A 23,911-nucleotide genomic window follows, 5' to 3' on the forward strand; every position below is an offset into this window, starting at 1 on the left:
GCTTAGTTTATGAATGCTCATTCACGCTTGAGCAAAAACTGAACCAAGTGAATTCGAGGTATAGGGATGACAGGGATGTTTCGTCGACAGGTGGGAAGTAGAGTTTACCACTTCAACTCGCTCGCGGAGCTTATGGCAAAAGCGACCCCTGAGCGTTCGGGTGATGTATTAGCAGGTGTTTGTGCTGATTCGGCAGCTGAACGAGTTGTCGCCCAAATGACGTTGGCTGAGTTGCCATTAAAGACGTTTCTCAATGACGTCGTTATCCCATATGAAAAGGATGAAGTTACTAGGCTTATCATCGATCAGCATGACCAAACGGCTTTTACTTTGATAGAGCACCTCACTGTGGGGGACTTCAGGGATTGGCTAGTGAGTGAGCAGGCTGCTCCTGAGACTTTGCAGGCCATACAAAGAGGACTAACGCCGGAGATGGTCGCAGCAGTCAGCAAAATCATGCGCAATCAAGATCTCATTCTAGTAGCAAAAAAGTGTCATGTGGTTACGGCTTTTCGAAATACTATAGGCTTACCGAGTCGTTTATCTACTCGCTTACAGCCCAACCATCCGACCGACTCGTTGAATGGTATCGCAGCTACTATCTTTGATGGCCTTATGTACGGCAATGGTGATGCTGTTATTGGTATCAACCCTGCAACGGATAATGTCCCCCAAGCTGTCAAATTGATGAACTTGATGGATGAAGTCATTCAACACTATCAGATTCCCACTCAATCCTGCGTTTTGACTCACGTTACTAATACGATTGAAGCGATAGAAATGGGCGCACCAGTTGATTTGGTTTTTCAATCTATAGGTGGGACTCAGGGTACTAATGACACATTCGGCATCGACTTAGCATTATTGAAAGAAGCGCAAGAGGCGGCGCTATCTCTCAATCGAGGCACTGTAGGAAATAACGTAATGTATTTTGAAACAGGCCAAGGCACTGCTTTGTCGGCAAATGCGTACCACGGTGTTGACCAACAGACTTGTGAAGCTCGCGCTTATGCCGTAGCGAGACACTTTGACCCTCTGCTGGTTAACACTGTGGTGGGCTTTATAGGGCCAGAATATTTGTTCGATGGAAAGCAGATCATAAGGGCGGGCCTCGAAGATCATTTTTGCGGAAAATTGTTAGGTTTACCAATGGGTTGTGATATTTGCTACACCAACCACGCTTATGCTGACCAGAACGATATGGATAACCTATTGACACTATTAGGCGTCGCAGAATGCTCTTTCATCATGGGTATTCCCGGTTCTGATGACATCATGCTCAACTACCAAACAACTTCATTTCATGATGCTCTCTACGCACGCAAAGTGCTCGGTTTAAAGCCTGCTCCTGAGTTCGAACGTTGGTTGACCGAAATGCAGATCTTTAACGATGTTACTAACGTTCGTTTGAATGATCGAATGTCTGATTCGTTTATGGGTGCACTTGCCCACATTAATCATTGGTGAGTTTATGGGGCAAGTGATTTCAATCAAGAAAGTGAAAAAACAAAGTTTAGTGATTCAAAACCCTTGGCATCGACTACGTGAATTTACTTCTGCAAGAATTGCCTTGGGAAGGAGTGGAACCAGTGTACCAACAAGTGAGTTGCTTAAATTTCAACTTGACCATGCCAAAGCAATGGACGCCGTGCACTGTGACCTTGATACAGACTGCTTATTGGCAAGTTTATGCAGTAGTTACTTGACCCTTCAGCATACGCCAGAGCCTCCGATGGTTTTGGAAAGTGAAGTTTCTGACAGGCTGATGTATTTGCAACGGCCCGACTTAGGACGTCGATTGAGCTCTAAATCGTGGCGAGAGTTAAAGAGTGTTAAGAAGGAACTGAATCAGGATACGGATCTGGTCATTGCGATCGCCGATGGACTATCGTCTGTTGCGATTCAGACACATGCTATCCCGGTCGTAAATCAACTGCTTTCTATGTTGAGCGAGGATGATGAGCATAGATGGAATCTCGCCCCGATAGTCATTATCAAACAAGGAAGGGTTGCGGCTGGTGATGATGTTGCCGAGTGCTTAAATGCAAAAATGGTACTACTCCTGATTGGAGAAAGACCGGGATTAACGTCACCAGACAGTATGGGTATGTATCTCACGTGGGGAGCAAGGAGAGGTTCAAGAGACTCCGAGCGTAACTGTATTTCAAATGTTAGGCCAGAAGGACAACCTTACGAAGAGGCATGTCATCGGGCTATGTACTTACTTAAGGAAGCCAGGAAACTACAGCTATCAGGGGTTGGGCTCAAAGATCGCTCTTCGATGGACGAAGGTTCACCTGAATCTGTTGAAGATAACGCTAGTGAGAATTTTTTAATATCATCAAAGTAGAAGGATTTACTATGTCAAAGCATCAGGAATACCTCTCTAAGAGGCAGTTAAAAAGAGGGAGCGCAGGTTGGATACTGCTTGCTGGTTTGGGCGTGTCTTATGTGATATCCGGAGATTTTGCAGGTTGGAACTTTGGTATCGCTCAAGCAGGTTGGGGCGGGTTCTTAATTGCAGCAATTGCCATGGCTGTGATGTATTTTGCGTTGGTGCTGTCATTGGCAGAAATGTCAGCGGCGATTCCAACGGCGGGTGGAGGATACAGTTTTGCTCGTCAAGCAATGGGACCTACGGGGGGCTTTATTACAGGGCTTTCTGTTCTTATTGAGTATGCCCTTGCTCCTGCCGCGATCGTCATTTTTATCGGCTCTGCGGTAAATGAACTCATCGGTATTGATGGCCCTATTGTTTACGCTCTTTTTTATGCTGCCTTTATTGGTATCCATTTGGTTGGTGTCGGAGAAGCACTGAAAGTTATGATGTTCATCAGTGGCTTAGCGGTGGTTGCGATACTTGTAACTGCGGCTGTATTAGTTGGCCATTTCGATGTGAATAACTTGTTTGATATTGCCCCGGCAACTGCACAGGCCTCTGAGCTACTCCCATTTGGCTGGTATGGTGTTTGGGCAGCACTGCCATTTGCAATGTGGTTATTTTTAGCCGTTGAAGGTGTGCCTTTGGCTGCGGAAGAAGCGAAAGATCCTGCGAAAGATGTTCCGAAAGGGATCATAGGCGCAATGTTGTTTTTGTTGCTGACGGCTACTTTGGTTGTTGTCTTACTTGCTGGTGCTGTCGGCTCTGAAGTAATTGGTAATAGCGCAGTGCCATTGGTTGATGCTTTGAAACTGACAGGAAATCCAACTGTAGCAACATTGGTAAATATACTAGGCTTAGCTGGCCTTGTGGCTTCATTTTTCTCGATCATTTATGGTTACAGCCGCTTGGTTTTTGCCCTTTCTCGTGCCGGATATTTACCACAAAGTTTATCTTTAACGAGCGACAACAAAGTACCGACGCGAGCGCTGATTGTCCCAGGCTTTTTCGGGTTTGTGGTTTCACTAACTGGTGAAGGCGATTTGATTTTAGCAATGGCGGTTGTCGGAGCGACAGTGTCTTACGCGTTAATGTCACTAAGCCACATCATGTTGAGGATCAAACAACCAGAGTTACAAAGACCGTATAAAACGCCAGGAGGTATTCTGACTTCTAGTATCGCCCTCGTCCTCTCATTAGTGGCGATGACCGGAGTCTATGCCTTTGATCCATCCGCTTTCTTTATGACCATGGGATTGTTTTTGATTGGCGCCGTTTATTACGGGTTATACAGCCGCAATAAGTTAGTCGCAAACAGCGCGGAAGAAGAATTTGCGATGTTATCGTTGGCAGAGCAAGAGTTAGAGGCAGAGGCCATTCGTTAGACAAACAGAAGCAATGGTATTGTGAGGGAGCCCTAGTTGCTCCCTTTGTTATTTCTATCAAAAGTGCATAGCGCACAACTATGGGGTTTCCGTTTGTCTAATATTTGCTCAATATGAAACTCTAATACTCTCTTTAGACAAATATGACTGCCAGTGTCTGCACATGCAAGGAGAGCAAATGAAGGCATTTACAATTAAAGATCTTATCGATGTCGAGTTACCCATAATTCAAGCGCCAATGGCCGGGGTGCAGGACAGTGAATTGACCATTGCAGTTTGCGAGGCGGGCGGTTTAGGGTCATTGCCATGTGGTATGTTGAGTATTGATGTAATGACTGAGCAAATTAGAGCAATCAGGAAAGCGACAAGTCGACCATACAATTTGAATTTCTTTTGTCACGAAATGCCAGCGTTTAATCCTCATCAGCAAGACATGTGGAAACAACAGCTTCAGCCATATTACAAGGAGTTAGGTCTCGATATTGAAGGGGTGAGTGTAGGGACATCTAGGAAACCATTCAACCATGAAATGGCAGATGCGATAGAGCCATTTTCCCCTGAGTTTATTAGTTTTCACTTTGGCCTACCTTCGTTAGATTTAATGCAACGTATTTGGCAATGGGGTGGCAAAATTGTATCTTCGGCTACAACAGTTGAAGAAGCAGTTTGGCTTGAGAAGAACAAAGTGGATGGCATTATCGTTCAAGGAAGAGAAGCAGGTGGACATAGAGGAATGTTCTTAACTGATGACTTGGCGAGTCAACAAAGTCTAAGTGTTTTGTTGCCTAAGATCGTTGAACAAGTAAGCGTTCCTGTTATTGCCGCTGGTGGAATAGCATGTCATGGCGATTTTCTTAAAGTGAGGGCTATGGGGGCATGTGCGGCCCAAGTAGGGACAACATACTTATTGTGTCCGGAGAGCAAAGCAACTCACTTGCATAAAAATGCGATAAAGCAGAAAGCAAAGGATAATACGAAAATAACTAATGTTTTTTCAGGAAGGCCTGCGAGAGGTATCTTTAATCGAGCAATGAAAGTGCTAGGAGAGATGAACTCTACGGCCCCTACCTTTCCTTATGCTTCCATAGAGATGACTCCATTACGCTCTAAAGCCGAGCTGTTGGGTAAGGATGATTTTACGCCGTTATGGTGTGGTGAAAATACATCAGGCTGCTCGGAGCAATCTGCATTCGATGTGACATTATCACTTGCTGGCTTGAGAAATAATAAGAGCCCTTAGGGGGAAGGGCTCTTAGGGGGAGGAGCTTAAGGTTTAAGCTTTCACAAGAGTCGCTGCGTTACGCATCGCTTCTTTCGTTGAACACTCAACAACGTTTGCTTTTGCAAAGCGGTGAGCGTCTTTTACTTGGATATCGTGAGCTAGAATAACCAGCTTCGCGTTTGCTACATCTAGGTCAGTGATACGGTTCTGGATACCGTTTTGACCTTGAGTTTCTACTTTGATTTTCAGACCCGCTGCCGCACCTGCTTTCTCTAGTGCTTTCGCTGCCATGAATGTGTGTGCTACGCCAGATGGGCAACATGTTACTGCTACGATGTCGTACTCGCCTTCGCCTGCTGCTGGAGTCGCTTGAGCTTGTGCAGGTGCTGCTTCAACGATTTCGTCTTCTGCTTCTTCTTCAGCAACTGGTTTCCAGAAGCCAACGATAACTGCTGTTGTTAGTGAGCCTAGTGCGATACCCACAACGTACATTGGGATGTTGCTTGATACAGGTGCTGTGATTAGACCGCCCCATGGTGCGTGTAGTAGTACGTCTGTTAGGAAGCCGAACACACAGCCAACGATACCACCAGCAACGATTGAAGGAAGAACGCGTACAGGGTCGTTTGCTGCGAATGGGATAGCACCTTCAGAGATACCGATAGAACCCATGATTGCTGCTGCTTTACCTGCTTCTTGCTCTTGCTTAGTGAACTTCTTCTTGAATAGGAATGTTGCTAGTGCCATACCTAGAGGAGGCGTACAGATTGCGATACCAACACCACCCATTAACCATGGCTGTGTATCAACTTGAGTTTGTGCGAATAGCGTTGCTACTTTGTTGATTGGACCGCCCATATCGAATGCAGTCATACCACCAAGAATCGTACCTAGAACCACTTTAGAAGCGCCAGCCATGGAAGCTAGGAATTCGTTCATAGAAGCCATGAAGATCTTGATTGGCTCACCGATACCCCATAGAACGATACCTGCAGAGATAAGCGTACCTAGTAGAGGGTAGATGAAGTAAGCGCCCAACGCAGTCATGTTAGCAGAAAGAGGGATCTTCTTAAGTTGGAATACCACACCACCTGCGATGAAACCCGCTACGATACAACCAAGGAAACCGCCGCCCATGTCAGCCATGATGCCAGAAGAGATCATCGCTGGAGCTAGTGCTGGTTTGTCTGCAATTGAGTAACCGATGAAGCCACCAAGAATAATTGGGAACAGCACCAGACCTTTAATACCGATATTAGAAATATCAGCCAATAAACCGTCCGCAGGAACCGCACCTTTACCTGATGCCATTACCGCTAGCGCCAGTAGTACACCACCCGCAACGATAAATGGAAGCATGTGAGAAGTACCGAATAAAAGGTGACCTTTCATGGTACTTAAGATTTTTTTGAAATCGCTATTATTACTAGCTTGAGCTGTGATTGTACTCATAATTTCACGCCTTATGAATTAATTAAAATATTTAGTATTTGGTTTTCGTCTTTTGCGTTATGAATATCTTCAATAAATTCTTCGCTAAATTTACCGAATAATTCTTGAAGAACATAAATATGGTGGTCGGCACCGTTATCTGGTGAGGCAATCATGAAGAATACGGTCGGTTTGACTCCCTCTTCGTCGCCATACTCGATGCCTTCGCGCTTTACGCCAACAGCGATTGCAGGCTCTGTAACCGCTTTGCTTTTTGCGTGTGGGTAAGCGATGCCGTCCATTGAAGTCACGCTTAATGCTTCACGTGCTTCGATGTCGGTTAAAAAAGCCTCTTTGCTGCTGATTCGATTATTTTCGAATAGCATTTGCGCTAGCTCTTCAAAGACTTCTTTTTTATTATTTGCTTGAAGGTTGCCTTTAATTAAATTGACGCTTGTTAGTTCTGTAATCATTTTTAACTCATTGGTACTGAAGTAATGAGCTAAATTTAGATAATGTTTAACGGCTCTTAAATAGTAAAAAAAAACCAATAACTATATTTTTGTATCACTCGTAATTAAGTGTGATAGAAGTCATTAATACCAGTAACCTAGTTGAGAATGAGTATTGTGATATAAATCTCATTTGATTTGAAATTAATGATAGAGCTTGAAAATAAACGAGAAGGGAATCAAATATGGTTCAATTTTGCTATAAAAAAGAGGCTTTGTGCTACTCCCCTTGATACACATTGGCGAACGTAAGCTCCGAATCTGAAGCCAAGGGGAGGTTAGCAGGGGTTGGTACGCTGGATTTGGCTAATCCATTAAGACGGATCCTTGTACTTATGCAGCAAATCTAACGGGATATGGCAGTAGTCGTTTGGAAAGCGCGTGAGTCTGTCTTGGTGCTCATCATCACTTGGCACATAGTTTGTGAGTGGCAGCACTTCTACGGCGATTTTATCGGCATCTGGTCTTGCTGCGATAAACGCTTTTGCGATGGTGAGATGTTGTTCGTTTTGGCTATAGACACCAGTACGGTACTTCTCACCTACGTCTTCACCTTGCTTGTTAACGCTGTGCGGGTCGATGATCTCAAACAGATACCCCATTAAAGTTTCAACCGAAACCTGCTCAGGGTCGAACTGGGTTTTCACGCATTCTGCGTAGCCATCGTATTCGGATTGAGTGTTATCTGTTGAGCCATTTGCTCGTCCTGCTTCGGTGCTGATTACGCCCGGAAGGTGGCGCATAAATTCTTGAACGCCCCAAAGGCAGCCGCCTGCGAAGTAAATTTCTTCCATCATTCTATCCTGAAAAACTTTGCGTCATTATGGACATCACTTTCGCTCAAACACAACTCCAACCATAAAACAGGAACAACTCGGTGGTGATTTGCTCTCTTTTTTGTGCTGCTTTTCCTCGTTAGATTGAACGCAGTTAAGAGCTAGGGGGAATCCTAATGAAAATTGAACATATCGCGATTTGGACAGAACGTTTGGAAAAGCTAAAAGCCTTCTATGAGAAATACTTTAACGCGATGTCTAATGATAAATATCACAACCCAACTAAACAGTTTTCATCTTACTTTCTTTCGTTTGAAAGTGGCGCACGATTGGAGTTGATGTCGATGGAAGGTGTGACCGCTTGTGAAAAGTCTCATGCGATGCAGGTAACAGGGTTGGCACACTTTGCCTTTTCTCTAGGATCAGAGCGGGCAGTGGATCAATTGACCAAAACCTTAGTAGATGATGGCTACCAATGGATCGATGGTCCGAGACAAACAGGTGACGGTTATTATGAAAGCTGCGTGCTAGATCCGGACGGCAATCGTCTTGAGCTTACGGTGTAACGCGACTTAGCTTATCTCTATCGTTCACAGGCTGCTTTCATATGAAAGTGTTCGGGCGTATACTGCAAGCTCATCAATAAGGAGCGAGCCTGTGAACTCAAGACAAAATGAAATCCTGCAATTGGTTAATGACCGCAAACGCGTTCAAGTGACGGAGCTTTCTGACATCATTGGCGTGTCGGGCGTGACCATCAGGCAGGATTTGAACTTCCTTGAGCAACAAGGTTATTTAAAGCGTGTACACGGCGCTGCAACGGCGCTACAAAGTGACGATATTGATACGCGACTTGAAGTGCGCTTCGACATCAAACAAGCATTAGCCAACAAAGCGGCAGACTTGGTATCACCAAACGAAACCGTATTAATCGAAGGCGGTAGTGCTAATGCGCTCTTGGCTCGCACGTTAGCTGAACGCGGTGACGTCACCATCATTACCCCATCGGCGTACATCGCCCACCTCATCCGTAACACCTCAGCTAACATCATCTTGCTCGGTGGTGTGTATCAGCATCAAGGCGAGAGCTTAGTTGGACCGTTAACCAAGCTATGTATCGAGAACATTCATTTCAGCACGGCTTTCTTGGGTATTGACGGCTTTCATCAAGACACAGGCTTTACTAGCCGAGACATGATGCGTGCAGAAATCGCTGAAACCATCATTGCGAAAAAGCGTCGTAACATCGTGCTGACGGACTCAAGTAAGTTTGGGCAAATCTACCCATCTTCGATTGGTAAAACGAGCGAAATCTCGGTGCTGTTAACTGACGAAGCCGCTCCGAAAAGCGACCTCGAACAGTTGAGAAAGCAAGGTGTGGAAGTGGTGTTGGGTTAACTAAGCCATTTTTTCTTTTCGCTTTGCAAGAATTGCGGCAGGAGAGAAGCCTGTTACCAACATTGTCCCACTAAGCACCAGAATGGTCCCTATGATGGTGTTGAAGCCAATTGGCTCATCTAGAATCAGATAGCCCCATAAGATTCCGAAGACTGGAATGAGAAAGGTAACAGATAGTGCCGATGCTGGGCCTACTTCTGATACCAAACGGAAGTAAAGCAAATACGCCAAACCGGTACAAACCACGCCGAGAGCAACCACAGAGCTCCACTCTATACTAGTTGGCTCTGCACGCATTGGTAAAAACGGCAGTAGCGGAAGTACCCAAATTACCGCTGCCCACATACTACCGTGTGCATTATTGAAAGCCGGTATCTGAGGTGCATTCTTAGTGTAGTTGGTCGCGATTCCATAGCTACACGCGGCCAACAAGCTGGCAATGATCGGGAGAATTGCCTCCTCACCAATCTTCACCGCACTCCAACCGACCAAGACTGCGACGCCAGTGATGCCAATCGCCATACCAAGAATCGCTTTTTTGGCCAGCGGGCTGCGATACCAGATAAAGCCAATCAATGCGCCCCAAATAGGAGCCGTTGAGTTAAGTATCGATAAAGTCGACGCATTGAGTGTTTGTGCCGCGTAGGCGAAAAATAGAAACGGTGCTGCAGTGTTAAACAATCCAATAATAAAGAAATGTTTGGTATGCGTGGTGAAGGAGAGTCTCTTTTTGAGATTAATGGAGATGAGCAACAAGGCTATCGCTGCAAACCCCACTCGAAATTCAATTAAGTAAGCTGGTCCGAACGTATTGGCGGCGACTCGCATAAATAGAAACGAGCCACCCCAAATAGCAGCGAGACAAAGTAAGCGAAGAAAACTGCCTGCGGTCATGTTACATCCTTGGTCGAGGTCTAGCGCCTCATTGATTAATTGTTGCGCTAACAGTGGATTAAACCAAGGATGAGATCAACCAGAAATGTAACGCCAGTTCCGGATTTGGCTACCGCTTACTTATTATGATGATCTTAAATTTCTTCTTTTGGAAACAAGATTGGCAGGCTGTCTCTATAGGTGTGATACCACATTACGCCATGGTGTAATCCGTTGTAGTGAATCAAAGGGGGTAAAGTGAACCCTTGATACTCTTTCGATTTAATATGGCTGTAGAAGATATCTACCCAATAAAAATTCCCTGTCATCCCAGATGTCGCGCTAAAAACCGCGGTGACGTCAAGCCAAGGAGAAATAAGGTAGCGATCTTCCTCTATCGTGTAGATGGTGTCTTCAATTCGCCAAAAAGAACCATCAGAGATGATAAAGTTTGAGAAAAACTCGGCACCAACATCTTCCGTTAGCATCACATAAGCGGATTTCGCACCGCCAAACGAATGACCAGCTAGTGTACGCTGAGTCGGATCGATATCGTACTCTGCTTCAACAATTGGAATTAGTTCCTGCGTAAGAAAGAGATAGTAGTCATCTACGCCCGGAGGCAAGTAATCGATGTCTCTGCGACCAGGAGGGCCTTCGTGAACGGCAACGAGAATGACTTCAGCACCGTAGTCATCAATAAGTTCTGCGAAGCTCAATCCCGTTCCTCCGCCATCCGAGACAAAAATGACGGGCAAAGAACTGAGTCTGTCGTCGTAGTTCTCAGGCAAATAAACATCATACGGGTAGGTGACGCCCGTGATGTTGGAAAAGATGCTTCCCTGTATTTGATTGAAGTTGTTATCCGATGTTGAGGAGTCCACACCGGAACCATCACCACCTCCGCATGCCGATAACGCTAATCCTAAGGAAAAGGCGATGAGCCAACGCTTCAAAACTTCCATTTTTTACCTTTGCTTTTGATTTAAAAAATAAAAGTAACTGTATAAGATTTGAGCAATCAAAAAGCCCCGCATCATCAATAAATGAAAAGGCGGGGCGCACGGGTTTGTAACTCTTCGAGTCAATTATCGAATGAGGTGGTTCGTTGTTGTTTTACTTGTCATTAATTATTGGCTTTCAGACCAGACCGCGAACTCGTTGCCACTTGGTTCGGTGAAATGGAAACGACAACCTCCGGGGAATTCAAAGATCGGGCGGATGACTTGCCCTCCGAACTGCTCAACTTTTGCTAACGTGGCACGAATATCTGAGCTATAAAACACTAGCAACGCAGCCCCATTTGTTGTTTGGCTGACTTGCTCCGCTACATAAAAACCACCGTCTAAACCTTGGCCTGTAAATGCGCTGTACTCAGGGCCGTAATCAACGAAGCTCCACCCAAAAGTCTGCTCGAAAAACTGTTTAGTTGCGCTGATTTTGGTTGTCCCAAACTCAACGTAGTTTAACTTTTCATGTTGGTGCATCATGGCGTCCTTTCTTCTCAGATCATTACTATTAGTGTAATAATTCCTGAGGTGGTGTTCTCCAATCCAGCACTCGTTTTTACTGTTTCTGAATGCAAATATCACAAACGAAAAACGGCCCAGATAAGCTGGACCGTTTTCTTTTATTGATTATACCCAAGTAACCTCGAGACGCTTGGTTCAGCGAGAATATCTTGGTTTGTAGACGCAAATTACGCGAAGTTCTCGACGATGATGTCATCTGCATTGCTAACAAATACTGCACCTTTCTCTTCCATCTCCGCAATCACTGCATCGATAGTATCTGGCAATACTGCGCGGCTAGAGGCTAAGTTCACAATCACTTTGAAACCTAAATCGAGAGCTTGAGTGACGGACTTTTTCACACAAAAATCAAGCGCTAAGCCACCAACAACAACCGTATCGATGTTGTTGAACTTGAGGAACTCATGCGCACCTGTGGTTTTTGTATCAGCTACGTCGTGGAAAAAGATGCCATAAGGGTGTGCGTCTGGGTCCATGCCTTTGTTGACTTGGAAATCGTATTCCAGAACAGGAGGTAGACTGTCCAACAGTTCAACGCCCGTAGTACCAAGCACACAATGGCGGTTCCACTTAATGTCCACGTTAGGCAGGCCGACAGGTTCAAGCATATTTGCTGGCGTTTCTGCATCCCAAGCTGCTTTTGGTGGGTGCAAATCACGGCTAACGAGCTTTAAGCGACCTTTAGTGTGGTTCTTTAATAGCTCTGGAACAATGTCTAATGCGCCAGTGACGGGTAATTCGTCAGGGCAAAGCTCAGTGAAGCCTTTTTCAGGATCCACGTCGATCACAGCAGTGGTTTGGTAATTAACTCGAACTGTCATGGCAGACTCCTTGTCTGTCTTTTGTGCTTGCGTTAACCACGCAAACAGTTTTGGAAAAAGGTCACTTCGTCGCTTGCTAAGGTGTACACCATGGCTGGCTTACCGCCTTTGCCTTTATTGGTGGAAGCGACTTTGTTGGTTGGCTTGAGCACACCCGAATCAATCAAACGTCGTTTGATCGTCATGCGGCTGATGTCGATGCCAAATTCTTGATAGGCCGCGATGATGTCTGCAACCAGAAACTCTTTATCAAGTGCGAACAGCAGGACAGAGGTGTATTCGATAGAGGCGCGCAGTTTCTGCCATGCTTTTTCAATCATTTTTTGGTGATCAAAAGCGAGAGTTTCATCACCATCAAGGATTGCTTGTAGTGGGAACCACTTTAGATGACATTCTGGTACGCCAGCGTTATCGATTTGCTCTTTGTTGTTGCGGTCAACCAAGGCATAGTGAGTGATGTTCAGGCTCCAATCTTCAGGATCGCGCTTTGGGTCCCCATCGACAAAGGCTTCACTAAAGTGACGAGGGTAGGTGTGGATTTTTTCACGGCAAATACGGCGTCGTGCTGCTTCGAAGTTTTCGTCTGCTGGGCGTCCACCTTCGTGGGTCATGTCTTTATCAAATACAAATCCGCCGGGTAGAGCCCATACGCCATGGTAAGGGCGCTCTGGATTTGAACGTTTGATCAGCAACACTTCCAACCCTTTATCGGCGCAGCCAGATAGTCTGAATGGAATGATGTCGACGGTTACGATCATGATTTGGTCCTGAGAATAATTTGTAAGTAATCTAGCGCATAACAAGTAGTCAATCAATGGGTAAGTAACCGATTGTTAGAAACATGGCGGCCACCACAGAATAATTGGCCTTAGGTATGGATGCGCTTATTTATTTGGGTTATCCACAATAACTGTCGGAATTTTGCGCGTAAAAACCTTATAAAAATGAGTGGTTAGTAACAAAAGTTGACAAACTATAAGCGGGTGTTTATTGTTTACGCAATTTAGTTAGTAACAACAAGTTATATACCCAAGTTTACCTTGTGGAAAACTTCCCGCCAACTTCGTTGGAAAAACAATAAGATGCGGTTTACACCGTACTGAGGGAATTTGGGTATAAACGAAAAAGGGCATGTAGAAGGGCTCCGAATGACCACCAATTTATTTTCGTCTCGCATCATCCAAAGTGCGTTAGATTTTGACGTATACAAAGTGAATATGATGAGTGCTGCTGCTGCGCTCTATCCTGATGCGATGGTGTCCTACAAATTCATCGTGCGTAGTGAAGAAGACCTGTCTGAATTACTGCCAGAGGTGAAAGCGGAAGTTCTTAAACTGCAAGACATCACCTTCTCTGCTGAAGAAATTGAATACATGAAGGGCGTTGCGCCTTATCTAAAACCAGAATTTGTTGATGCTCTGCACGCGTTTCGTTTTAACCCTCAACGCGATGTTTCTTTCAATATTAAAACCATGGCGGATGGTACAAGCCAATTACGCATCACCATCAATGGTCTTTGGACAGAAACCATTCTCTACGAAACCATCATCATGAGCATTGTGTCTGAAGTGCGCAGCCGTGCTCGTTGGGCAGATATTCCAGTTGAGCAGTTCCAATCTGTTTTAGAAGAGAAAGTTCGTCATCTCAAAGCAGAACTGAAACGTCGCAATATCACCAACTTTAAGTTTGCCGATATGTCGACCCGTCGTCGTTTCTCGTTCCAAGCACAACGTTCAATGTTGCAGTACCTGAGCAAAGAGTTGCCTGACTGCTTAACAGGAACCAGCAACTACCACTTGGCGAAAGAGCTTGGCTTGACACCGATTGGGACGGTGGCACACGAGTGGTTTATGGGGCATCAAGCTCTGGTGAATGTTCGTGATTCGCAAAAGGTGGCTTTGCAGAGTTGGCAAGAGATGTTTAATGGTGCGTTAGGTATTGCGTTAACCGATACCATTGGTATTGATGCTTTCTTAAAAGACTTCGATGAAGAACTCAGTAATGCGTACGTGGGTGTTCGTCATGATAGTGGTTGCCCTTACGCATGGGGCGAGAAGATGATCAAGCATTACCAATCACTTGGCATCGATCCAATGACGAAAACCTTAGTGTTTACCGATGGTTTAAACTTCGATCAAGCACTGGATATTTGTGAGCGCTTCCAAGGTCGCATTCAAGTGAGTTTTGGTATTGGGACGTCGCTAGCAAACGATATGGGTGATTACACCAACGCACAAGGTACTGCTTACAAGCCACTGTCTATCGTTATTAAGATGGTGTCATGCAATGGCTCACCTGTAGCGAAAATCAGTGATGAGCCAGAGAAAGCGATGTGCGAAGACATCTTCTTTTTGATGAATTTGAAGCGTCGTTTTGAGCAGCCGCTTGATCTCGATGAGTGTCGCGTACTGATAGACCGTCTAGAAAACGAAGGTGATAACTACCTGATCGACGCTTAGCAAGAATCACGGGCTTCACCAATAGCAAACAATCATCGCCCTCTATGGTTTCGATAAATTATTATCGGCATACCTAGAGGGCGATTTGGTTATAGTACAACCAGTGACTTTCCTAGGGATAAATGATGAATCTGGTTGTGCATCTGCAAAAAAAAGCGATCAATAAACACGGCTATGAGTGGGCTACGCGCCAAGCATGGAAGTGCGGAATAAAAGCAAACCTTGTTAAACGAGTGATTGGCATTTTCAAAGGTCAGATCGTGTGTGTTGTTGAAGGTTGCCGTGCTGAGCTGACGACACCAATTAACAACCCTCTGCATGACGATGAAAAACAAGGCCGTTACGTGTTTGTTGGTGGTATTTTCTGGGAGCCAAACAACATCATTGCTCCGGGTTTTCCTGACTTTATGTTTATGCACTTGCGTAGCCTTAGCCATCGTCATAAGTACCTAACGGATGATGAGCTGTTTCTAAGTTTGGCCTAACCGCTTTGGCGAAAACTGATGACAAGCCTCTTTCTTAAATCTTTACTCGGTGCAGTTGCGGTGTTGATCATAGCTATGCTATCGAAGTCGAAAAGTTTCTACATCGCGGGTTTGGTGCCATTGTTTCCAACTTTTGCGTTGATCGCTCACTTTATTGTAGGGAGTGAGCGAGATATGGAGGCCTTGCGGCAAACGGCACTGTTTGGTATCTATTCTCTTATTCCTTATGCCGCGTATCTGATTTCAGTCTTCTATTTTAGCTATCGCTTGAGCTTGGTTGGCACATTAACAGCGGCGACACTTGTTTGGGTTATGTTCGCTTCAATGTTGCTTGCTTTTTGGACGCGATGGATGGTTCCTGCGTAATTATTACTCATCCTAGCAATGTAGTTAGTCGAATACTCATAGCTCATCTTGATGTGATCTAGCTCTGATTTACCTTAGCTTGCTCTTTTGCTGACGTAACTATAATAAAACAACGTTTTTTAACCTGCTAATGACAGAAGGCTCAATTTCGCCTGATGTGAATTTCAGTCCGCGATTTACTATACCGCCAAGCAAAGATAACTGTACTGGGAAGTAATCCATGAATATGAAATCTATCGCAATCGCTACAGCTGTTGTTGCTGTATTAGCAGGCTGTAAAGATAAGACGCCACCAGCACCAACAGAAGCGAACATCACGCTTGTTGAAGCGGTAACTGAAACAGTGAAGAACCCACACCAAGTTTGTAAGGACGTGGTTGTTACTCACCAAGTAGCACCAAAGGATAACAACAAGATCCTTGGTACTGTAGGTGGTGCAGCAGCAGGTGCTGCGCTAGGTAACCAAATTGGTGGTGGTTCAGGTAAAGTGATTGCTACTGCAGTTGGCACGATTGCGGGTGCTATGGCTGGCCGAGAGATTCAAGACAATGTTCAGAAGGGGGACGTTGTGACATCGACCGAGAAGCAATGCCACACTGAATACACGACTTCTGAGAAAGTAGTCGGTTACGATGTCACTTATGAAGTGGCAGGCGCCCCAGCTACTGTGCGCATGAAGAGCAAGCCTGCAGGTAAGACATTCCCAATCCAAGATGGAAAAGTGGTTCTTCCTCAATAATTGCCAACGAATTTGAATACAAAACAAAGCCCTTTTGTTCACTGAACTTAAGGGCTTTTTTAATTTTAGGGTTTGGTGTTAAGGGCTATTTATCCGCGAAATAGTCAACCAGCGTTTTACGCCATTTTCGTGATTCACGAATTTGCAGTAGAGCACGATTGATCTCTTCTTCGTAGGGATTGTTTTCCGTAATGATAAAGCCGTAGTTCTGCTTTTCTAGTTGGTATGGCAACACCTCCAAATCTTCAAATTTTCCTGATAATTTGCCACTACCAATCATATATTTGAGTACCACGTCGTCAGCAACGATAGCTTCGACTTCGCCATTATCTAACGCGGTTAAAAGTGTCGTCATATCTGGATAGTCTTTGTGACGAATACCAAAGCTGGTAAGCAGTAAAGAAGAGGTGGTTGCGGTTTTGGTACCGACTTCAACATTGGCAAGATCATTGATGCCCTTAATTTGTGAGGAACCTTGGCTAAGGGTGAGTTTACTGGCTAGTACTGCAGTAATACTGGCGATGAAAAGCATGCTGAAAACGCCAATAAATACTGTAGCGATTCGTCCAGTTAAGCTCTTAAATTCGAAGTAGTTGAAAGGCCCCCGAGTGATGAAGAGCAGGCCAAGAATAAAACTTTCAATCCAGCGACCAGTTTTGCTTTTCATTGAATAGAGTTTTTCATTTTTGCCTTCTTCTATCGCATAGAAAAACGCCCCGACTAACCCAGCTACCAGCACTATAGCAGCAACGATAAACCACAATGCGGGGTTCAAAAAGATAGATTGCAAAGTATGCAGATAACCTTGATTTTTTACAGCTATCGCGAGGTGGGTTTCAAAGAAAGAATGAGAAAAGTCGGCAAACAGCTCACGTTCAGGGGTGATTGAGATGCAAGAAACACCAATATCGATTGTTTCTGTTTCTATCGCGTTGAGTAGGTCACCCAAAGGATGATTTTCAAAACTAAATTCGACATTCATTTCTTTGGCGATCTGCTCCCACAACTCAATACTGAGGCCGTTTAGGTTATTATCGACAGAGCCTATAACGAAGGGAGGGCAGGAGTAAGTGCCCACTTTAAGTGTAGAAGCGTTTGAGGGAGTGCTGAGTAAGGAAAGGAGAAAAAATATTGAAATTACAAAAGATTGAAGATTCGATTTAAAACTACTTAGCATGCGCAGATCCTCAAAAAGAGGCAGCGGTGAATTGAATCGATAGCGAAGACTCGCTAGAAATTGCAGAGTGTTGATAACTTTCGAGAGGTGATGACGAATTCAATACTGCCCTAATTTTATTATTTACTGTTTTAACTATAGCAGTTGATGTCCAGTGCACTTCTTAACCTTGGTACTTATGAGCTTCGTTCTGTGTCGCTTGCTTACAAAAGTAAAGAAAATGATGGTTTCTTAAGCATCTGTAAGCGCACGTAAGAACCAACATAAAATGGGATTTTTTTGTTTATCATTCCTAGTGGTTTTGAACGGTGTTTTATTGAGGTAAGGAATGAAAAAACAAATATTAACCATGAGTATTCTAATCGCGTTAACAGGCTGTGGCTCGGAAGGAAAGAGCAACGACTCGACGGTAACGAATAACTCGAACGTGTTCACTTCTCAATGTGGAGATCAGCTTTCGCCACAAGAGTCCGGTTTGTCATTCGTAGTAAAGGGGGATATCGCGGAACTGAAAGGGGTTATTTGTCAGGGGTCACCAAAGGCATTTGAACAAATGATGGCAAAGCATCGCAATATCAAGCTGCTCAAGTTTGTGAGCATTGATGGCTCTGTTGATGATGAGTCAAACCTTGAACTGGCGTATCAAGTGCGCGCTAAACAGCTAGATTCTTACATTGCCGCGAATGGGTCAATTGCCTCGGGAGGTACGGATTTATTCTTGGCGGGAGCCAACCGAACTATTGAAAGGGGCGCAACGATAGGTGTTCATTCATGGGCAACCGAAGACCAAGTTGCAACGGATTTCCCTGTTGGCCACAAATACCATCAACCCTACATCGATTACTACAAGAAGATGGGTTTACCTGATCCAGAAGGTTTCTACTACTTCACGATTAACGCTGCGTCAGCACAAGACATACACAATATGACAGCGCAAGAAATTACGAAGTATGGCTTAGGTAAGCTTGTATCAGTTGGGGGAGAAACGGCTTTGACGAGCGAGGTTGATAGTAAGCTTCTTGAGCAAGTTAATGCCTCTGTCAATGCTCTAAAATTCCAATCCGTTTGGGGTGGTTACGGAGACTACTTGTCAGAGACCCCAGCCTACTTATTGCACTTGGATGAAAACAATGACACGCCTGTCACCGCCTATTTGGTCAATCCTCCCAAAGTGCCGAAAGATGCACAAAAGTTAGGAGTCAATGAAAGTGGGGCTCTGGACATCTACAAATACGAAACGAACATGCATATCTTCCATGATGCGATAAATAGAGGTAACGGAGCATACGAAAGGCAATATACGTTTAATGGAGCGAAGTACTATCTACAAGTGTATAAGCCATCAGAGACCTTTATAAAAGGCGAGCATCAACGTAATACTATTGCATTAGCCGTGCATGAAATGTTCCATGATTATCAGGATGAACACTTTAAATATCCTGCCAACCACTTCAATGAGCTTACTGGCTCTCCAGTGAATGTAGAGCAGATTACATATAAGCTTGCGGTACTCAACTTGTTCAAGTCTTTGCCTAAAGTTATGACGCAAGATGAAGCCAAATCCATGCTCAAACAATACATTGCCCTAACTCAAGAGCAGATCAATATTGATAACAGCAGCAAGCAATATGCGAAGAATATGGGGTTAGGGCAAGAGCTGTTTGAAGGTAGCGCTTGGTATGTTGAAGTGATGGCTTTGAGAAATGCGTTGCCAAACTTTTCCGACTTAAAATTTGTAGAGCCCTATGCATTTACCACAAATTACCAGAATCGAGAGAGTGTGGAATCTCAATTTGGGTGGGGCTATTTTTACCCAAGTGGTGGAGCAGCAATTTATGCGTTAAAAGCGGCAGGCTACGACATTCTTCAATTAGAAAAAGGCGTGACTCCCTTTGAGGCAGCGAAGCAGGTGGTTGGGATGTTCGATGTAACAGACACCTTGAATCAGATTAAGCAGAGTGATGAGTTTAAAACCATGGAACAGAGTGCGGCTACTATCAATGCGATCAGGTAGTAGCGAGAGGTTGTTAGCGAGGGACGATGTTCGTCTCTCGTTGCATTATTTTGCCTCCAAAAACTGTGCACTCTAATCGGACAGAGTTAGTTTGGCTAGATAAAATTGCCCGCCTTTGGAAGGAGAATGTATGGAAGATTTCTATCTCAATCAACGAGGGCTAGCGAGTTACTATGAGGTTCAGTGGCTTGATCATCTTTTAGAAAAAGGACTGATTGGAGAGCTGACTAGTCAATCAAAGAAAGTGCCTTTTTCATTTATTCAGTCTTCGCACTGTATTGAAGTTGCTAGCTTTATTGAACATGCTGTGAGAAAAGCGGGAATAATGCCGAAAAGCCTGCTTGAGGTTGGCGCTGCATTAGGCCGAAACTTTTATGAGACCACCTCTAGACTGAACTCTATCCAAAAAGCGACGTTGGTTGAGCCTTCCAATTTGTTGCTGTCAGGGTTAAAGCAAATATTATTTACCCCTCCACTGGCGGCGTTCAATTACATCTATAGCTTAGATGAGATGAAGTCGTTCGAGTTCGAGAATCAACATTTGGTAGGAGCTTGTCAGCGTTTAGATGTTGAGTTTGTGGATCAGCCATTTAGTAGCGGGACGATCAATACTAAACATGATTTAGTGGTTTGTTTAAACGTGCTCGATCAGTGCGACTCTCCACTAGAAATGGTGAATGCGCTAAAAAGTGCAACGAATGTTGGCGGTATACTGGTTGCTTCTTGTACCTACCAGTGGAACAAAAAACACATCCAGAACATGGACGAAGCTGTAGATGATATCAATGATTACTTTGACCAGAATTGGCAGCGAGTTTCAGAAGCTAATCACGAGTATCGGGTTCGCTTCAATGATCGCTTTTCTCGTCTGTTTCTATCTCATGCGGTAGCGTACATTAGAAAAGCTTAGAGCTTGAATTTTAGACTTTAAAATACAAAAGCCGAGCGATGAGTGCTCGGCTTCTTTAGATGACTTACGCAGCTGGCGCTTGATGGTGCTGTTGCTCTTCTGCAAGTTTTGCGGCTTGCGCTTGTTTTTGCTTTCTGCGCTCGCGTTTAGATAGCCAAATCAGAGGCACGACAATCATTACCGTGCCAATTGCCATAAAGATATCCGGTACTTCACCAAACCAAATCAAACCAACGATTACTGCACCAATCAAGCCGCTGTATTCTGCGCTGGCAATCTTATTGCTGTCGATAGAACGATAAGCTAATACACAGGTAGCTGCGTAAATCATGATGAACAAGCTTGAACCTGCTGCTACAGGGAATGAGCTCCAATCCCATGCTTCACCTTCAATAAATACTAACAACAGTGATACCGGCATACCTGCTAGGTTGGTCATCAAAAGCGTGTGTGGTACGGATTGATTCTTTGGCAGCTTGCGGATCAACAGGTTGTTGATGGCGAGTGTTAGTGCCACGACCAATGCAGACAACGCGGCCCAATCAATTTGGTCTGGGCGTATAATCACCAGCACACCAGCAAAGCCCATTACCGCTGCTGCAATTGATTGAGTGGAGAGTTTTTCTCCGAAGAAGATCGCCGCCAGTGGCAGCATGATCAAAGGCGCGGCATAGAAGATTGCGTTCGCGGTTGCGAGTGGCATCGACGAGATGGCAAACACCATGAAAATTGCGCCTGTTAGCCAGACGTGCGCACGAACTGCATGCCACTTAAAACCTTCCATTAATGGCGCTTGTTTTGTGAACAGGTATACGGGTAACAACATCATCACAGCTGAAAGTTGTCGGTAAAACACAAACTGAAAAACCGGCACCTCATTACCGACACTTTTGATCAAAGCGTCTGAGAGCACCGCAACTAGGTTACCAACAATTAATAGCAGCATCGCTGCACCGACAGATGTGACTTTCACGTTATTCCTCTCCTCATTCTTTGCCAAAGAGTAGGTGATGTCATAGGATGAAGTGAAATGATATTTATTAGTTTAAGTATGAGTTTTTTAGATAATGAAGTTACCACCTCTTAGAGCGGTCCACTGTTTTGAATCCGTTGCGCGTAATTTGAGCTTTTCCCTTGCCGCGGAAGAGCTCAATGTAACCCAAAGTGCAGTGAGCCACCAGATTCGAGTATTAGAAGACTATCTGGGTGAAGCCTTGTTTATTCGCCAGGGGCGTAAGTTGTCACTCTCAGATACTGGCTTTCGTTACCTCGAAGATATCAGCCCTGCTATTAGTGCCATTGCTATGGCCAGTCAGAAGGTACGTGAAGGAGAAAAGGGCAGTTTACGTTTGGCGATTTACAGTTCGCTAGCCGTGAAATGGTTGATACCTAGATTGGCAGATTTTAAGCGTCAACACCCCGAAATTGATCTAACGCTTAACATGGTTGCTGGAGATCCAGAGCAAACTGACAGTGTGGGTGATTGCTTTATCACGGTACAAAAGCCAAAGCGCAACTACATGGCGGTTCGCCTGTATGATGAGACGTTGTATCCGGTGTGCAGCCTCAACATCTGGAAGGAAATTCAGGACCAGCCTATGCCCGATGCACTTTGGCATTATCCAATTCTTTCCACTGATTCTATTTATCGTGAGCGGGGTAAAGATTGGGCGGAATGGTGTAAAGCCGGCGGGTTTGAGTTGCCGAAAGACATCGATATGCAACACTTCAGCCATATGCTTCTGGCGATCGAAGCAGCGCGCTACGACCAAGGCATCACATTCGCCAATGACTTTATGTTGAATGAACGCGACAAGGCTCAGGATCTGGTTTATATCCCCTCCCACGGATTGGAAACTGGGGACAGTTTTTACTTTGTGCATAAGAAGAATCGAGCACGCCAACCAGAAATCATAAAGTTGACCAACTGGCTTAAACAACAATGTTTGTAGGGTAATTGGGGTGATTTCAGTAAGAGTCTCGCTGCAGTGCTAGACTTAATTTAGGCAGGTCAGTTGGGAGAGTATCATGAGCTACGCGCACATTTTGGTTGCAGTAGATTTATCAGATTCGAGTCGAGCAGTCATCGACAAAGCCATTTCGATGGCAAAAGATGCAAATAGCAAGGTGTCCTTTGTTTTCGTTGATCACGATAGAGTGGCGCTGGAATCGAAGGACGAACAAAAACTCATGCAAGAGCTTAAAGCCTTAGCTGAACAAAGTGATTATCCGATTACCGAGACCATGGTGGTGGTTGGTGATCTGCATATCAAGCTTGCTGGTGTAGCGAAGGAGCACAACATCGATTTAGTGGTCTGTGGCCATCATCATAAGTTTATGAGCCGCTTATTCTCCTCAATCCCGAAGCTCGCCAATGCCATTGAGGCCGATTTGTTGGTTGTGTATTTGGAATGAGTCCTAATTCAACATTCAAAGTAAAAGGGAGGCTATGCTAAGCCTCCCTTTGCTGTTCTATTACGGCGTTACTGCTTTTTGATCAACGCCTTGATCACGTCAATTGTGTACAACTGACAATCCACCGCAGTTTGCGGATCGAAGTCTTGTTTGTGTTGGTCTGTGTTCGACAAAATACGAATGCCGACAAACGGTACTTGGTAAGCTTGAGAAACCAATGCTGCTGATGACGTTTCCATCTCTTCAACAGACGTACCATAGGTTTCATGGAACCAGTTGATACGGTCTACTTCGCGGTTCCATTCGTCCGCTGAACCAATCAAGCCTTTCACAACTTGGCCTTTTTTGTATCCTTCAGACAAAGAAAGAGCAGTTTCAACCAATGCTGGATCCGCTTTGAACTGTTTATGTTCAACAAACTCACCGTTTTCACGTAGACGCATGGTTACGTCGAAGTTCTGCCACTTGGTTGGATCGATGCCTTTGCCTTTTTCAGCAAATTCAGACTTGTAAGAGCCCATATTAAAACTTGCTTCACCAATAACAATGTCACCACGGTATAGCTTAGGGTCGTGGCCGCCAGATGTGCCCTGGTTGATGACGTATTTCGGGTTGAAATGCTCAATCGCTATCGTTGTAGAAGCAGCAGCGTTCGCCAATCCTACTTCAGTGCGAGATACCACCACTGGGTAACCGTCGATGTCACCCTGCCAAAACGTCCAAGAGCCAACGGTGGTTTCTTTCGCATTATTTAAAGCTTCAACTAGTGTGCTGGTTTCAATATCCATCGCACCTTGAACAAGGATTGGTTTAGTTTGAGCGAAAACAGAGAAGGAAAGTACTGCAGGAATAAGTGCAGCGAAACGTTTAAATATTTGCATACGACATACTTACAAATGAAAAAGATGGCGCAATCTACCAATGGCAATCGTTTGCGTCAATTGGTGCCATTGTTATTTTTCTCAATAAATGAAAATTCTTGATTGTCGTTCTAATGAGCGAGAATAAAAAATCCG

Annotated in this window: 25 protein-coding genes; 14 read left to right on the forward strand and 11 right to left on the reverse strand. The window is 44.7% G+C overall.

The annotated features are described in order from the left end of the window. Positions 1-66: 66 nt before the first annotated feature. The 4 genes from KIV41_RS09410 to KIV41_RS09425 all read left to right on the forward strand — a co-directional run bounded on the left by KIV41_RS09410 (position 67) and on the right by KIV41_RS09425 (position 5,005). The gene (locus KIV41_RS09410; RefSeq protein WP_285336158.1) at positions 67-1,467 is read left to right on the forward strand and encodes an ethanolamine ammonia-lyase subunit EutB; all 1,401 of its coding nucleotides are present in this window, start codon (positions 67-69) and stop codon (positions 1,465-1,467) included. A 4-nt stretch (positions 1,468-1,471) separates the two neighbouring features. Further along, positions 1,472-2,350 carry an ethanolamine ammonia-lyase subunit EutC gene (gene eutC / locus KIV41_RS09415; protein ID WP_285336159.1) on the forward strand — a complete coding sequence of 293 codons (879 nt, stop codon included), beginning with the start codon at positions 1,472-1,474 and terminating at the stop codon, positions 2,348-2,350. 11 nt (positions 2,351-2,361) lie between these two features. Continuing rightward, positions 2,362-3,765: an ethanolamine permease gene (gene eat / locus KIV41_RS09420; protein ID WP_285336160.1), complete on the forward strand. Its 1,404-nt coding sequence runs from the start codon at positions 2,362-2,364 to the stop codon at positions 3,763-3,765. 178 nt (positions 3,766-3,943) lie between these two features. Further along, positions 3,944-5,005 carry a nitronate monooxygenase family protein gene (locus tag KIV41_RS09425; RefSeq protein ID WP_285336161.1) on the forward strand — a complete coding sequence of 354 codons (1,062 nt, stop codon included), beginning with the start codon at positions 3,944-3,946 and terminating at the stop codon, positions 5,003-5,005. A 33-nt stretch (positions 5,006-5,038) separates the two neighbouring features. Here the strand turns inward: KIV41_RS09425 and KIV41_RS09430 are convergent, their stop codons facing one another. From KIV41_RS09430 to KIV41_RS09440, 3 genes are all read right to left on the reverse strand, one after another. After that, a complete protein-coding gene (locus tag KIV41_RS09430; RefSeq protein ID WP_063345614.1) occupies positions 5,039-6,439 on the reverse strand; it encodes a fructose-specific PTS transporter subunit EIIC in 1,401 nt (466 codons plus the stop codon). Positions 6,440-6,450: 11 nt separating this feature from the next. After that, a complete protein-coding gene (locus KIV41_RS09435) occupies positions 6,451-6,891 on the reverse strand; it encodes a PTS sugar transporter subunit IIA (RefSeq protein ID WP_285336162.1) in 441 nt (146 codons plus the stop codon). Positions 6,892-7,244: 353 nt separating this feature from the next. Continuing rightward, a complete protein-coding gene (locus KIV41_RS09440; RefSeq protein ID WP_285336250.1) occupies positions 7,245-7,724 on the reverse strand; it encodes a peptide-methionine (S)-S-oxide reductase in 480 nt (159 codons plus the stop codon). A gap of 158 nt (positions 7,725-7,882) precedes the next feature. Between KIV41_RS09440 and KIV41_RS09445 the strand changes: the two genes are divergently transcribed. Next, a complete protein-coding gene (locus KIV41_RS09445) occupies positions 7,883-8,272 on the forward strand; it encodes a VOC family protein (RefSeq protein WP_285336163.1) in 390 nt (129 codons plus the stop codon). 91 nt (positions 8,273-8,363) lie between these two features. After that, positions 8,364-9,104: a DNA-binding transcriptional regulator YciT gene (locus KIV41_RS09450; protein ID WP_005436345.1), complete on the forward strand. Its 741-nt coding sequence runs from the start codon at positions 8,364-8,366 to the stop codon at positions 9,102-9,104. On the opposite strand, the gene KIV41_RS09455 is transcribed toward KIV41_RS09450, so the two are convergent. From KIV41_RS09455 to KIV41_RS09475, 5 genes are all read right to left on the reverse strand, one after another. Then, a complete protein-coding gene (locus KIV41_RS09455; protein ID WP_285336164.1) occupies positions 9,105-9,998 on the reverse strand; it encodes a DMT family transporter in 894 nt (297 codons plus the stop codon). Between the two features lie 134 nt (positions 9,999-10,132). After that, on the reverse strand, positions 10,133-10,942 hold the full coding sequence (locus KIV41_RS09460; protein WP_010453104.1) for an alpha/beta hydrolase: 810 nt from the start codon (positions 10,940-10,942) through the stop codon (positions 10,133-10,135). Between the two features lie 165 nt (positions 10,943-11,107). After that, positions 11,108-11,464 carry a VOC family protein gene (locus tag KIV41_RS09465; RefSeq protein WP_285336252.1) on the reverse strand — a complete coding sequence of 119 codons (357 nt, stop codon included), beginning with the start codon at positions 11,462-11,464 and terminating at the stop codon, positions 11,108-11,110. A 212-nt stretch (positions 11,465-11,676) separates the two neighbouring features. Next, a complete protein-coding gene (locus KIV41_RS09470; protein ID WP_285336165.1) occupies positions 11,677-12,330 on the reverse strand; it encodes an isochorismatase family protein in 654 nt (217 codons plus the stop codon). A gap of 32 nt (positions 12,331-12,362) precedes the next feature. Next, complete coding sequence (locus tag KIV41_RS09475; RefSeq protein WP_088879818.1) at positions 12,363-13,088, reverse strand: NUDIX domain-containing protein; 726 nt, start codon at positions 13,086-13,088, stop codon at positions 12,363-12,365. Between the two features lie 390 nt (positions 13,089-13,478). Here KIV41_RS09475 and pncB point away from each other — a divergent pair, with 390 nt between their 5' ends. The 4 genes from pncB to KIV41_RS09495 all read left to right on the forward strand — a co-directional run bounded on the left by pncB (position 13,479) and on the right by KIV41_RS09495 (position 16,379). Then, positions 13,479-14,789 carry a nicotinate phosphoribosyltransferase gene (pncB, locus tag KIV41_RS09480; RefSeq protein WP_285336166.1) on the forward strand — a complete coding sequence of 437 codons (1,311 nt, stop codon included), beginning with the start codon at positions 13,479-13,481 and terminating at the stop codon, positions 14,787-14,789. A 125-nt stretch (positions 14,790-14,914) separates the two neighbouring features. Beyond that, entirely contained in the window at positions 14,915-15,274 is a 360-nt protein-coding gene (locus tag KIV41_RS09485) for a hypothetical protein (RefSeq protein WP_010453094.1), read from the forward strand. Between the two features lie 18 nt (positions 15,275-15,292). After that, positions 15,293-15,640 carry a GlpM family protein gene (locus KIV41_RS09490; protein ID WP_005436374.1) on the forward strand — a complete coding sequence of 116 codons (348 nt, stop codon included), beginning with the start codon at positions 15,293-15,295 and terminating at the stop codon, positions 15,638-15,640. A gap of 220 nt (positions 15,641-15,860) precedes the next feature. Then, complete coding sequence (locus KIV41_RS09495; protein ID WP_285336167.1) at positions 15,861-16,379, forward strand: glycine zipper 2TM domain-containing protein; 519 nt, start codon at positions 15,861-15,863, stop codon at positions 16,377-16,379. 85 nt (positions 16,380-16,464) lie between these two features. Here the strand turns inward: KIV41_RS09495 and KIV41_RS09500 are convergent, their stop codons facing one another. Beyond that, positions 16,465-17,556 carry a transporter substrate-binding domain-containing protein gene (locus tag KIV41_RS09500; RefSeq protein ID WP_282065560.1) on the reverse strand — a complete coding sequence of 364 codons (1,092 nt, stop codon included), beginning with the start codon at positions 17,554-17,556 and terminating at the stop codon, positions 16,465-16,467. A gap of 328 nt (positions 17,557-17,884) precedes the next feature. Between KIV41_RS09500 and KIV41_RS09505 the strand changes: the two genes are divergently transcribed. Next, on the forward strand, positions 17,885-19,570 hold the full coding sequence (locus KIV41_RS09505) for a hypothetical protein (protein WP_285336168.1): 1,686 nt from the start codon (positions 17,885-17,887) through the stop codon (positions 19,568-19,570). 130 nt (positions 19,571-19,700) lie between these two features. Beyond that, entirely contained in the window at positions 19,701-20,480 is a 780-nt protein-coding gene (locus KIV41_RS09510; RefSeq protein ID WP_285336169.1) for an SAM-dependent methyltransferase, read from the forward strand. Between the two features lie 64 nt (positions 20,481-20,544). Here KIV41_RS09510 and KIV41_RS09515 read toward each other — a convergent pair whose 3' ends face one another. Further along, complete coding sequence (locus KIV41_RS09515; protein ID WP_038885574.1) at positions 20,545-21,453, reverse strand: DMT family transporter; 909 nt, start codon at positions 21,451-21,453, stop codon at positions 20,545-20,547. A 94-nt stretch (positions 21,454-21,547) separates the two neighbouring features. On the opposite strand from KIV41_RS09515, the gene KIV41_RS09520 reads away from it, so the two are divergent. Both KIV41_RS09520 and KIV41_RS09525 read left to right on the forward strand, forming a co-directional pair. After that, on the forward strand, positions 21,548-22,432 hold the full coding sequence (locus tag KIV41_RS09520; protein WP_038885575.1) for a LysR substrate-binding domain-containing protein: 885 nt from the start codon (positions 21,548-21,550) through the stop codon (positions 22,430-22,432). Between the two features lie 76 nt (positions 22,433-22,508). Beyond that, complete coding sequence (locus KIV41_RS09525; RefSeq protein ID WP_010453080.1) at positions 22,509-22,895, forward strand: universal stress protein; 387 nt, start codon at positions 22,509-22,511, stop codon at positions 22,893-22,895. Positions 22,896-22,963: 68 nt separating this feature from the next. On the opposite strand, the gene KIV41_RS09530 is transcribed toward KIV41_RS09525, so the two are convergent. Next, a complete protein-coding gene (locus KIV41_RS09530) occupies positions 22,964-23,776 on the reverse strand; it encodes a 5'-methylthioadenosine/S-adenosylhomocysteine nucleosidase (RefSeq protein WP_285336170.1) in 813 nt (270 codons plus the stop codon). Between the last annotated feature and the right edge of the window lie 135 nt (positions 23,777-23,911).

The organism is Vibrio sp. D401a (assembly GCF_030248515.1).
Lineage (GTDB): Bacteria > Pseudomonadota > Gammaproteobacteria > Enterobacterales > Vibrionaceae > Vibrio > Vibrio rotiferianus.

What these genes read in the sequence shown, in the direction of transcription:
- KIV41_RS09465 (WP_285336252.1), bottom strand. Translation starts at nt 11,464, where the DNA reads ATGCACCAACATGAAAAGTTAAACTACGTTGAGTTTGGGACAACCAAA.
- KIV41_RS09455 (WP_285336164.1), bottom strand. Translation starts at nt 9,998, where the DNA reads ATGACCGCAGGCAGTTTTCTTCGCTTACTTTGTCTCGCTGCTATTTGG.
- KIV41_RS09490 (WP_005436374.1), top strand. Translation starts at nt 15,293, where the DNA reads ATGACAAGCCTCTTTCTTAAATCTTTACTCGGTGCAGTTGCGGTGTTG.
- KIV41_RS09460 (WP_010453104.1), bottom strand. Translation starts at nt 10,942, where the DNA reads ATGGAAGTTTTGAAGCGTTGGCTCATCGCCTTTTCCTTAGGATTAGCG.
- KIV41_RS09520 (WP_038885575.1), top strand. Translation starts at nt 21,548, where the DNA reads ATGAAGTTACCACCTCTTAGAGCGGTCCACTGTTTTGAATCCGTTGCG.
- KIV41_RS09530 (WP_285336170.1), bottom strand. Translation starts at nt 23,776, where the DNA reads ATGCAAATATTTAAACGTTTCGCTGCACTTATTCCTGCAGTACTTTCC.
- KIV41_RS09440 (WP_285336250.1), bottom strand. Translation starts at nt 7,724, where the DNA reads ATGGAAGAAATTTACTTCGCAGGCGGCTGCCTTTGGGGCGTTCAAGAA.
- KIV41_RS09475 (WP_088879818.1), bottom strand. Translation starts at nt 13,088, where the DNA reads ATGATCGTAACCGTCGACATCATTCCATTCAGACTATCTGGCTGCGCC.
- eat (WP_285336160.1), top strand. Translation starts at nt 2,362, where the DNA reads ATGTCAAAGCATCAGGAATACCTCTCTAAGAGGCAGTTAAAAAGAGGG.
- KIV41_RS09505 (WP_285336168.1), top strand. Translation starts at nt 17,885, where the DNA reads ATGAAAAAACAAATATTAACCATGAGTATTCTAATCGCGTTAACAGGC.
- KIV41_RS09525 (WP_010453080.1), top strand. Translation starts at nt 22,509, where the DNA reads ATGAGCTACGCGCACATTTTGGTTGCAGTAGATTTATCAGATTCGAGT.
- KIV41_RS09510 (WP_285336169.1), top strand. Translation starts at nt 19,701, where the DNA reads ATGGAAGATTTCTATCTCAATCAACGAGGGCTAGCGAGTTACTATGAG.
- KIV41_RS09470 (WP_285336165.1), bottom strand. Translation starts at nt 12,330, where the DNA reads ATGACAGTTCGAGTTAATTACCAAACCACTGCTGTGATCGACGTGGAT.
- KIV41_RS09485 (WP_010453094.1), top strand. Translation starts at nt 14,915, where the DNA reads ATGAATCTGGTTGTGCATCTGCAAAAAAAAGCGATCAATAAACACGGC.
- KIV41_RS09410 (WP_285336158.1), top strand. Translation starts at nt 67, where the DNA reads ATGACAGGGATGTTTCGTCGACAGGTGGGAAGTAGAGTTTACCACTTC.
- pncB (WP_285336166.1), top strand. Translation starts at nt 13,479, where the DNA reads ATGACCACCAATTTATTTTCGTCTCGCATCATCCAAAGTGCGTTAGAT.
- KIV41_RS09425 (WP_285336161.1), top strand. Translation starts at nt 3,944, where the DNA reads ATGAAGGCATTTACAATTAAAGATCTTATCGATGTCGAGTTACCCATA.
- KIV41_RS09495 (WP_285336167.1), top strand. Translation starts at nt 15,861, where the DNA reads ATGAATATGAAATCTATCGCAATCGCTACAGCTGTTGTTGCTGTATTA.
- KIV41_RS09445 (WP_285336163.1), top strand. Translation starts at nt 7,883, where the DNA reads ATGAAAATTGAACATATCGCGATTTGGACAGAACGTTTGGAAAAGCTA.
- KIV41_RS09435 (WP_285336162.1), bottom strand. Translation starts at nt 6,891, where the DNA reads ATGATTACAGAACTAACAAGCGTCAATTTAATTAAAGGCAACCTTCAA.
- eutC (WP_285336159.1), top strand. Translation starts at nt 1,472, where the DNA reads ATGGGGCAAGTGATTTCAATCAAGAAAGTGAAAAAACAAAGTTTAGTG.
- KIV41_RS09430 (WP_063345614.1), bottom strand. Translation starts at nt 6,439, where the DNA reads ATGAGTACAATCACAGCTCAAGCTAGTAATAATAGCGATTTCAAAAAA.
- KIV41_RS09500 (WP_282065560.1), bottom strand. Translation starts at nt 17,556, where the DNA reads ATGCTAAGTAGTTTTAAATCGAATCTTCAATCTTTTGTAATTTCAATA.